Source organism: Roseimaritima sediminicola (genome assembly GCF_009618275.1).
GTDB classification, from domain to species: Bacteria; Planctomycetota; Planctomycetia; order Pirellulales; family Pirellulaceae; genus Roseimaritima; species Roseimaritima sediminicola.
The window spans coordinates 60033-68675 of sequence record NZ_WIAD01000031.1; the positions used below are offsets into that span (position 1 = coordinate 60033).

The following is an 8643-nucleotide window of genomic DNA, read 5'->3' on the forward strand; positions in this document are numbered from 1 at the left end:
GTGACACCTGCTATGAACGCCCCCAACAATCCGAATCCACCGGCCGAGCCCGCCTGGCAGCGTTTGCCACACGACCCGCTGGGCTTTTTCGATTTATCGGCCGAGGACGATATACGCTCGTTGAAACGCGCCTACAACCGACTGCTGCGGCGTTACAAGCCGGAGAAGTTCCCGGCCGAGTTCCAACGGATTCGTGAAGCCTACGAGCAGCTCAGCGAGCAAATGCGGTACGGCGTATCGGACTCCGCCTCGGCGGCGGCTTCGATCAGGCGAGATCACTCACGCAGCGAAGCCGAAGCTTTCGCGTTGCCGACCAACGCTCCCGCCGACGCTTCGGAGCACCTGGACGGCGAGCGCGATTTGCTGGAGCAGATCCCGCAGGATGAAGAATCCTTGGTGCAGTGGCAGGCCCGCCTGTTGAACAAGGACCGCCGATCGCCGCGAGACGATCTGGCTCTCGCGGTGCTTTCGGACATCTTGCCCGCCTCGCCCTCGCGCGACGCCGACCAACGCTCGTTCATCGACTGGGTGTTGGAATCGCTGGACCGTCACCGTGATGAGCCGGGATTCTGCGAGTTGCTGAGGGAGTACTTGGCCGGGGATCTGGAGGGCGAAGAGCGTTCGCGGTTGTTGATCAAAGCGGCAGGCGTGTTGTCACCGAATCGGTTTTATCTGCTGACCGAACGCGCCTGGGATCGGCTGCTGCAACAGCTTCCCTTCGAACAGTTCAAACACACTTTGGCCAGTTGCCAGACGACCCAAGGGCTCGCTACCACAGACCGACTGGTGTTCTACGTGCACCTGTTGCGAAGAGCTGTCTGGAAAGCTGATGAGGACTGGATCGAGGACATCCGCGCCGAACTGGAAGACAGCTACTTCCAACTGCCTCGCTGGACCCAGCACGAGATGGAATGCCTGGATGCATTGATTACCTATCAACGAACACGAAGCCGCTTTGCCGAGCTATCTGAAACGGCGAAGAAGATCGATCAAGCCATCGTAACCTTCTACAGCGCGGCGGAATCGGAAGGCGATTGGGCGGTGTTGGAATGTCAGTATGCGATCGCCGAACGAGGACTGTTCTTGGCCCAGGACTTTCCCCTGGAAGACGACCTCCAAGACATCCGCGAGAACCTCTTGCTGGTTTGGCAAACGATCACCAATGAAGTCGAAGACCGATTGGGAGTCGAATCGTTGGAAGTCCAGCCTGCAGAGCTGACCGAACCGGTCCAACAACTGATGGTGCGGATGCAAAAGCGAGCCAGCAAGACCACGCAGTATTCCTTCGGCAATATGATGCTGCACGCCGGGCTCGGTGTGGCGGTGGTCGCTTTGGTGGCGGCGGTCAGTTTACTGATTCGCAGCGTCATGGATTTCATCAACGTCGGGATCGTCGCCGGGATGATTGATTTGGTGCTGTCGGTGGTGGCCCTGTTCGTCGGCGTAATCGGAGGGCTGATCCTGATCCTCATCGGCGGCCAGCGCGTGAAACTGCAGTACCGCGACGTACGCCTGGAGTTGTTGCATCTGTTTCGCATCCAGCCGCTGACCGTGTCGCAAATGGTTACGGTAATCGAATCCACCGAAGGCACCACTCACGACGACCAATCGATCAGTGGCACGGCCGTCGTTGCCGAAGGAATGGCTGATGATCTGGCCACAAATCTTTTCTCCGGATCCCTGCGAACGCTCGCCGCGGCAGGGTAGGCGGCATTGCACTTGGGCTGAACCCACGAGAATCCCGAATGGACCGATTTTTTGTTGTGCTCTTCGTCTGGATTCCTATTCATATCGCCTCGGCCCAAAGTGCGTTAACGCCTAAAGAAGTCGTTGCCAGAATCGTTGAGTCCCGCGAGAAGCTTTATGCCGGTGATGTGGTTATCCGTGGGATCGAACGCAGGGCGTTCCCGAACCAGCCGAACCCGGTAAGGTCCACGCGGCAAATCTTCGAGCGGCAGCTATTTGATCTTCCAAGGGAGCGGCTTTGGCATGAGCAACGAAAAGGTGCTCTGACAACTGAAGCGGATCCGGACGCACCTCATGAGGTAAGGCTTTTTGGTGCCGAGGGGTATTACCAGTGCAGTGTCTACGCCAAGCACATCAACGTATTCCGGCCGGCTTTGCCTGTCGATTTTTGGGATTGCCGAGCATTCGGTATTTGCACTTTTGGTGATCTAAACAGTTTCGCGCGTTTCGAAGAGCACGTCGGAAATTTTGAAGCAGCGATTGCCGGTTCACTGGCAAAGGTTGAGAGCACTGATGCGGATGGAATAATCGTCCTTGTCGTGGATTCGCCGAAATCCTCGCAAAAGCCGGGCGACATAAATAGAAGGACGCGATATTGGGTTGATACGAATCAGGATTTCGTCGTGGTTCGTATGGAGCAGCAATACAAGAGCCAGTCGTCTCAGAAAGGAACTGGCGATGCGGTTTGGATGCCTCCAACTACGAAGTCTGCGACGGAATGGACATTTGTCAATCACGTATGGGTGCCTAAGTCAACGAACGTAAGTTTTCGACTTAATGAGGAGGGTAACACAGTACTCTCGGTCCAATTCGAACTGGCATTCGACTGGCACGCGGTGAATCAAGTTTTCGATGAGTCGAACTACAGCTTGGCGAAACTTGATGTGCCCGAGGGATCGCATTATATCCTTGACATGCAGCGGGACCCCGCCAATCCCCTTGTCGTTCAGCATCCAAATATTTCTAACGCCGAAGTTTTGGAGAAGTTTGCGAAGGCCTCGAGAGATATGCAGTCTTCAGAGCCTCAGCTCGAGACGCGCACACCTCTGCATTGGATCCTGATGGCGACCCCGCTTGTGCTTTTCGCGTTGTGGTTAGTGCTTCGTTATCGTGAGCACCCGAGCAGGAAACATTTGTAGCCACCTGGAAGCCTTCGCCGGGGTCAGGCCTTGTGTTCGGTGTTCAGGTGGAGTTGCCAAGGACTATCGTCGGCAAAGCCCGGCCGTCATGTCACGGCTTGCTTTGGCGCTATGAAAGACGGCGTAGTCGGTCAGGTTCAGTCTGGGAAATCAAAGGGGGCAGGCCTCTTTGATGTCCGTCTTGGGAAAGCGGACGCGCTGTCGGCCTCTTGGACGCATGGTTGATTCCAAGTGAAGTCGACGTGCCGTCGACTCGACCCAGCCTTCGTCACCCAGGGGTTTGCCACGCTGGGCGGAAAGACGCACCGCTGCCAGTTCGCCCTCTGACAACGGCGTGTTGACACGCTCGGCGCAACCCGGAAGCCGCGCGGGCGGCCGAGGAGACAGCAGCGGCGGCGGGGGCTCGGGCTTGCGAAGCCAACGCCACAACGAACTCCACCGCCAGTCTTCGGCTCGATCGACCAGTCCCGCCCGCAGGGCATTTTGCTCGACGCGATCGACAAGCCACAAAGAAATGGTCGTCGGCCTGGATGGGGAAGCTTTTGTAGCGTTGCTGATAAACATGTCCCATTCCGCTGGTGTGGTAGTGCGCGTGGTATCGCATTGTGTGCGTGCCTCCCACCCAGCCCATAAAGCGACTCATCTCCCCGTCAACCAGTGGGCGGAGCACCAGATGATAGTGATTGGGCATCAGTTGAAACGAGTACAACTCGATTTGATGAATCTGTAAGGCTTCGTACAGGATTCGCTCAAACGCCTCGTAATCAGCGTCTTTGTGGAAGATGGTCGCGCGCAAGTTGCCTCGATTAAGGGCGTGGTACAGTCCGCCCGCCTCGTCGGCTAGTGGTGGTCTCGGCATTGGCTCGGTCCCCTCCAAGAACAGGAAACCCCGTTCTACAGCGATCCTAGATAGTCATCAAAGAGACCTGACCCCTTTGATTTGTCAGGCGGCGTGGTCCGTCGGCGCCGCTTCGGGTCGAGCGATCAGAGGCGGAGAATCGCTTGAGTGAAACCTACCTGTTGCGCTCCGCCGCATCGAGCTGCTTGTGGAGAAGCTCCACTTCTGTCGCAAGCGTTGGCTCAAGTTCTGCCAATCGCCCTGGTATGTCTTGTGAGGCGTGGATCACGGCCAGCACGATGATCGATGCTTTCTGAAGATCGCAAACGAGCAGATGTTTGTTGACGCGGTAGAAACAGAGGTCTGAGGGAAACTCCGGGTGTGGGCGAAGCAGATCTGGCTGCGCTTGAATCCTGATCAGCCCAGACTGGAGATCGTTGATGTAGCGCGCAGCAACTTTCTTGCCCCAGTGGCTAATCGAGTACCGCTCAATATCGCTGATGGACGCCAGGGCGGATTGGGTGAGGGCAAGCCTGCGGGTTTTCTTGGAACTCACGACTTGAGTTGCTTCATTGCCTTTCGAAGATCCCCGGTGAACTCCACCGTGCGGCCGTCAACCGCGTCGCGGTATCCGGCAAGAATGCTGTCGCGAGCGTCAGCGGCTTCCTTCTTGAGTTTCATCTGCCGCAGCACATCACGCACGAACTCACTGGGCGTGGCGTAGAGCGTGCCGTCGCCGCAGTTTTCGTCGATGAAGGCGCGAAGTTCGTCTGTGAGCGATAGATTGAGTGAATTGGCCACTGGCTAGGTCTCCCTGAGGTCACCAAAGAAGGATATCGCGAGTGACGTTATTTGTCAATATTTGCCATCGCCGCGGTGCTAAGTCTCGCAGCGTTGCCGAAGGCCATCATCGGCAAAGCCAAACTGCCATGTCGCGGTGCTGCGAAATGCAGCGTCGGCGGTCGGCGCTGCCCACGTGGTTGGTGGGACGCGAGCGGATGAACGACTGCGGACAGCACGTGCGGTTCTCACGCCGCTTGCCGGATTGTTCCCGCTTGTCGGTTCTGCGTTCGTTGCTTAGTGGTTCCAAAGTCTGGCGACTTCGGCTACGGGCGACTTCGGCTACGGGCGGGATGGGCACGAAAAAAGCCCCGCGGAACGCTGGGTTCGGCGGGGCTTTTCGAGTTGTCTCGGGAGTGGGCGATACAGAATTCGAATCTGTGACCTCCACGATGTCAACGCCGGTGAGATGACCGAAATTCGTTGTTTTTCTAGCGTTTTTGGCACTTTCCCGATTCAGGGAATGCACGAAATGGCACCGCTCTGCACCCGTTTCGTGCACAATTTCGTGCATGTTGAGTCGACAACGACTGGCAAGCTGGCAACGACACTTGGGGCACCGCCTGGGCGTTAGACCGCCCCGTTGCCTGCCGTCTTCGGCGGCACATTCTCGTGTGGGTAGCATGGAACCGTCGCTTACCGAGTAAGGGAGTTTACCACGATGCTCACGACGGTTGGCGCGCCGCTGCGATGGGCCGAGAGCATTGCGATGCTTCGGCTTCCGGAGCACGCCGACGAACGATTGCAGGAATTAATGGACCGCAACAACGAAGGCCAGTTGAGCGACAGCGAGCGAGAGGATTTGGCGGCACTCGCCGAATTGAGCGAGCGTTTAGCACTTGTGCGAGCCGAAGCGCTACATCTTCTCGGTCGCAAGCCTTCCTAGCGTTGTGGTTTCGTCCGATCGGATGGCCGTTGCTGTATCGGGGTCGACGGAACCAGTTGCTCTTTTCAACCCACGCCAGCACGTTTGGTCGGACCACTTTGAGTGGGACGAGTACGCAATCGCCGCCAAAACACTCATCGGGCGAGTGACGATTGAGACGCTGCATTTAAATGACGAACGTCGTCGAAAGATTCGGCAAGCCGAACAGTTGTTCGGGTTGTTTCCACCTGAAACGTGAACCACAATTGGTGCCAAAAAACGGTCCATCTGGGTTTATCGTGGGTAGAGATCGAGTCCGCTGCAGTAGAAGTAGATCGCTGTCTTGAAGTTCTCCGGGTTGCGGTACCCACCGACGCGACGCTTGATCGACATGATCTTGCTGTTCATTCCTTCGGCGACCGCGTTAGGGATCCTGTGCGTGCAGTAGCTGACAACATTGGGTAGTCGCTCCCGGATGGTTCGGGCAACTTTCTTCATCGGAGTCAACTTGGTGTGGATGACCCGCTTGTACCAGTCCTTGAAGTAGGCGGTAGCTGAGGCAGCGTCCTCGTGGTGCCAAAGGTCTCTGAGCATCTCCATGTAAGCCCATGCCTTGCCCGTTTTGAGCTCCTGAGAATAAATCGCTTCAAACCGCTCTTGCTGCGCGTCCGTCAGATTCTCCTGGCCACTTAGCCATAAGTATCGAGAGCGAGCAAGCCGATTATCGCCGTCAGCTTTGAGTTTGCGGTGTTCGCGACGCCGAACCTTGTCGACCGCCTCACTGGCTAGCTTCATCACGTGGAAGCGATCGTGAACAATCTTCTCATCCGCAAGCGGGATATTCGCTTTCGCGGATTTGACTGAATCAAAGGGGGCAGGCCTCTTTGATGTCCGTCTTGGGAAAGCGGACGCGCTGTCGGCCTCTTGGACGCATGGTTGATTCCAAGCGAAGTCGACGTGCAGTCGTCTCGACCCAGCCTTCGTCACCCAGGGGTTTGCCACGCTGGGCGGAAAGACGCACGGCTGCCAGTTCGCCCTCTGACAACGGCGTGTTGACACGCTCGGCGCAACCCGGAAGCCGCGCGGGCGGCCAACGAGACAGCAGCGGCGGCGGGGGCTCGGGCTTGCGAAGCCAACGCCACAACGAACTCCACCGCCAGTCTTCGGCGCGATCGACCAGTCCCGCCCGCAGGGCATTTCGCTCAACGCGATCGACAAACCACAAAGAAATGGTCGTCGTCCTGGATGGGGAAGCTTTTGTAGCGTTGCTGATAAACATGTCCCATTCCGCTGGTGTGGTAGTGCGCGTGGTATCGCATTGTGTGCGTGCCTCCCACCCAGCCCATAAAGCGACTCATCTCCCCGTCAACCAGTGGGCGGAGCACCAGATGATAGTGATTGGGCATCAGTTGAAACGAGTACAACTCGATTTGATGAATCTGTAAGGCTTCGTGCAGGATTCGCTCAAACGCTTCGTAATCAGCGTCTTTGTGGAAGATGGTCGCGCGCAAGTTGCCTCGATTAAGGGCGTGGTACAGTCCGCCCGCCTCGTCGGCTAGTGGTGGTCTCGGCATTGGCTCGGTCCCCTCCAAGAACAGGAAACCCCGTTCTACAGCGATCCTAGATAGTCATCAAAGAGACCTAACCCCTTTGGTTTGTCGCCGGCTAACGTACATGATGCTCGATGCGGATATCGTTGCCGTCAGTCCGGCAACCGTCTATCGCGTACTCAGCAAGGCAGAGCTGCTTGGCCGCAAAACAAAAACGAAAGGCACTGGGTTCAAGCAACACAGTGGCCCCCATCGTCACTGGCATGTGGACGTTTCTTACCTCAATACTTGCGGTACGCTTTACTACATGACGAGTGTACTCGATGGCTACTCGCGATTGGTCATCCACTGAGAGATTCGCGAGCAGATGAAGGAGTTGGATATCGAGACGATTCTGCAACGCGCCAAGGAGATGCATCCAGGCGTGACGCCGCGAATCATCACCGATAACGGTCCACAGTTTATTAGCAACGATTTCAAACAGTTCATCCGTGTCAGCGGGATGACGCACGTCCGCACGAGCCCGTTCTATCCGCAAAGCAACGGTAAGCTTGAACGCTATCACCGGACGATCAAATCCGAGGGTGTCCGCCCGAACACACCCCTGTCGTTAGACGATGCACGTCGCATCGTGGCAAAGTACAACAACGAACGCCTACACAGCGCCATCGGATACGTGACGCCAGCAGACATGCTGGCTGGTCGAGCGACGGCGATCCATGCAGCCCGCGATCGAAAGTTAGCCGACGCGCGCGAGCGTCGCAGCGAATCACGTCGCCAAGCTCGCGAATGCGAAGCGGTGGCGTATACTGAAGATGCCCGGCCGGAGGATAAGGCAATGCTGAGGAGCAACCTGAGCGCCGCGTCGGGTGCTTAAGCCGAGGGGTGGCGGTCGTCGCTCACTGATGACCGCCACAACTCCCTCTCGGATATGCCGTAAAACGCAAAACCTTCTGGGCACGATGCCCAGACTTTCCCGACAGGAAGTCGGGCACGCTGGGCTACGAACCGTTCGCAGCCCGACATTTCACCACCGCCGAGTAGCTTAACTCAACACCCGGAAACTAGTCGTTCCGCTGAACCATTACAAGGCACCTCCTTGTAGATTGCCTAATTAGAATCTCCAGTTTGACTCGACAATTGACAGCAAAAAGCTGCCAAACGCCGTAAGGCCGTCAGGGAAATTTTAATGTCAGGCGGCGAGCTGATACAAGCTCGTTCTTAATACGCATTCCGCTTGGGAGGCTTCGATCGACCAACGGCCATAAACCGTTTGCAGGATTGCTTCCACGCTCATCGACACATCGGTGCTGATGTACGCCGCCCAGTTTCCCCTTGCATGCTCGAACAGTACGACGCGAACTGCACCACCGGCAAGCTGTGCGGCATACTTTCGAACGGGTGTCAGCTTGGATGCACAGCCGATCCCGCCAATTGCTCGCAAGAAAGGAGCAAGTCCATCCAATATTTGCTTGACTCGCCATTTGGCATCGATACACTGAGCGACCGATGGGGAACGCTGGTGCCGGGGCGTAGTTGACAGAAACGCAACTTTACACCGTGATCACATCGTCAATACTCAACTACCCCATAGCAACATCCTGCCAGGAGAAGCTCGCAATGTTTCAAAGGTTTGCTTTGTTGAATTCGAGGGCTGTGATCCAG

At 56.8% G+C, this 8643-nt stretch carries 11 protein-coding genes and 1 pseudogene; 4 read left to right on the plus strand and 8 right to left on the minus strand.

Annotated elements, in window-relative coordinates; genetic code table 11:
• Window positions 1-12 precede the first annotated feature (12 nt).
• Both GE027_RS15040 and GE027_RS15045 read left to right on the plus strand, forming a co-directional pair.
• Window positions 13-1707: a J domain-containing protein gene (locus tag GE027_RS15040; protein WP_153558031.1), complete on the plus strand. Its 1695-nt coding sequence runs from the start codon at window positions 13-15 to the stop codon at window positions 1705-1707.
• A gap of 38 nt (window positions 1708-1745) precedes the next feature.
• On the plus strand, window positions 1746-2885 hold the full coding sequence (locus tag GE027_RS15045; protein ID WP_153558032.1) for a hypothetical protein: 1140 nt from the start codon (window positions 1746-1748) through the stop codon (window positions 2883-2885).
• Between the two features lie 150 nt (window positions 2886-3035).
• On the opposite strand, the gene GE027_RS23660 is transcribed toward GE027_RS15045, so the two are convergent.
• From GE027_RS23660 to GE027_RS15060, 4 genes and pseudogenes are all read right to left on the minus strand, one after another.
• On the minus strand, window positions 3036-3395 hold the full coding sequence (locus GE027_RS23660) for a hypothetical protein (protein ID WP_315852919.1): 360 nt from the start codon (window positions 3393-3395) through the stop codon (window positions 3036-3038).
• A 73-nt stretch (window positions 3396-3468) separates the two neighbouring features.
• Window positions 3469-3744: pseudogene (locus GE027_RS23665) on the minus strand (transposase); the annotation flags it as partial.
• 154 nt (window positions 3745-3898) lie between these two features.
• Window positions 3899-4279: a type II toxin-antitoxin system RelE/ParE family toxin gene (locus tag GE027_RS15055; RefSeq protein ID WP_153558033.1), complete on the minus strand. Its 381-nt coding sequence runs from the start codon at window positions 4277-4279 to the stop codon at window positions 3899-3901.
• The gene (locus tag GE027_RS15060; protein ID WP_153558034.1) at window positions 4276-4524 is read right to left on the minus strand and encodes a ribbon-helix-helix domain-containing protein; all 249 of its coding nucleotides are present in this window, start codon (window positions 4522-4524) and stop codon (window positions 4276-4278) included. Before GE027_RS15060 ends, GE027_RS15055 begins: the two co-directional genes overlap by 4 nt.
• Window positions 4525-5224: 700 nt before the next feature.
• Between GE027_RS15060 and GE027_RS15065 the strand changes: the two genes are divergently transcribed.
• The gene (locus tag GE027_RS15065; RefSeq protein WP_153558035.1) at window positions 5225-5449 is read left to right on the plus strand and encodes a hypothetical protein; all 225 of its coding nucleotides are present in this window, start codon (window positions 5225-5227) and stop codon (window positions 5447-5449) included.
• A gap of 273 nt (window positions 5450-5722) precedes the next feature.
• On the opposite strand, the gene GE027_RS15070 is transcribed toward GE027_RS15065, so the two are convergent.
• From GE027_RS15070 to GE027_RS23675, 3 genes are read right to left on the minus strand one after another with little or no spacing between them, the layout of a single operon-like run.
• Window positions 5723-6391 (minus strand): transposase, encoded by a 669-nt coding sequence (locus GE027_RS15070; RefSeq protein ID WP_261344057.1) that lies wholly within the window; start codon window positions 6389-6391, stop codon window positions 5723-5725.
• A complete protein-coding gene (locus GE027_RS23670) occupies window positions 6294-6653 on the minus strand; it encodes a hypothetical protein (protein ID WP_315852920.1) in 360 nt (119 codons plus the stop codon). Before GE027_RS23670 ends, GE027_RS15070 begins: the two co-directional genes overlap by 98 nt.
• The gene (locus GE027_RS23675) at window positions 6631-7002 is read right to left on the minus strand and encodes a transposase (RefSeq protein ID WP_315852918.1); all 372 of its coding nucleotides are present in this window, start codon (window positions 7000-7002) and stop codon (window positions 6631-6633) included. The genes GE027_RS23670 and GE027_RS23675 overlap by 23 nt, the downstream gene beginning before the upstream one ends.
• Window positions 7003-7345: 343 nt before the next feature.
• Here GE027_RS23675 and GE027_RS15085 point away from each other — a divergent pair, with 343 nt between their 5' ends.
• Window positions 7346-7855 (plus strand): integrase core domain-containing protein, encoded by a 510-nt coding sequence (locus GE027_RS15085; protein ID WP_153558037.1) that lies wholly within the window; start codon window positions 7346-7348, stop codon window positions 7853-7855.
• A gap of 315 nt (window positions 7856-8170) precedes the next feature.
• On the opposite strand, the gene GE027_RS15090 is transcribed toward GE027_RS15085, so the two are convergent.
• On the minus strand, window positions 8171-8443 hold the full coding sequence (locus GE027_RS15090; RefSeq protein ID WP_153558038.1) for a hypothetical protein: 273 nt from the start codon (window positions 8441-8443) through the stop codon (window positions 8171-8173).
• Window positions 8444-8643: the final 200 nt, after the last annotated feature.

Excerpts from the sequence above, each read along its gene's own strand:
- GE027_RS15040 (WP_153558031.1), top strand. The coding sequence starts at position 13 with ATGAACGCCCCCAACAATCCGAATCCACCGGCCGAGCCCGCCTGGCAG.
- GE027_RS15045 (WP_153558032.1), top strand. The coding sequence starts at position 1,746 with ATGGACCGATTTTTTGTTGTGCTCTTCGTCTGGATTCCTATTCATATC.
- GE027_RS15065 (WP_153558035.1), top strand. The coding sequence starts at position 5,225 with ATGCTCACGACGGTTGGCGCGCCGCTGCGATGGGCCGAGAGCATTGCG.
- GE027_RS23675 (WP_315852918.1), bottom strand. The coding sequence starts at position 7,002 with ATGCCGAGACCACCACTAGCCGACGAGGCGGGCGGACTGTACCACGCC.
- GE027_RS15085 (WP_153558037.1), top strand. The coding sequence starts at position 7,346 with ATGAAGGAGTTGGATATCGAGACGATTCTGCAACGCGCCAAGGAGATG.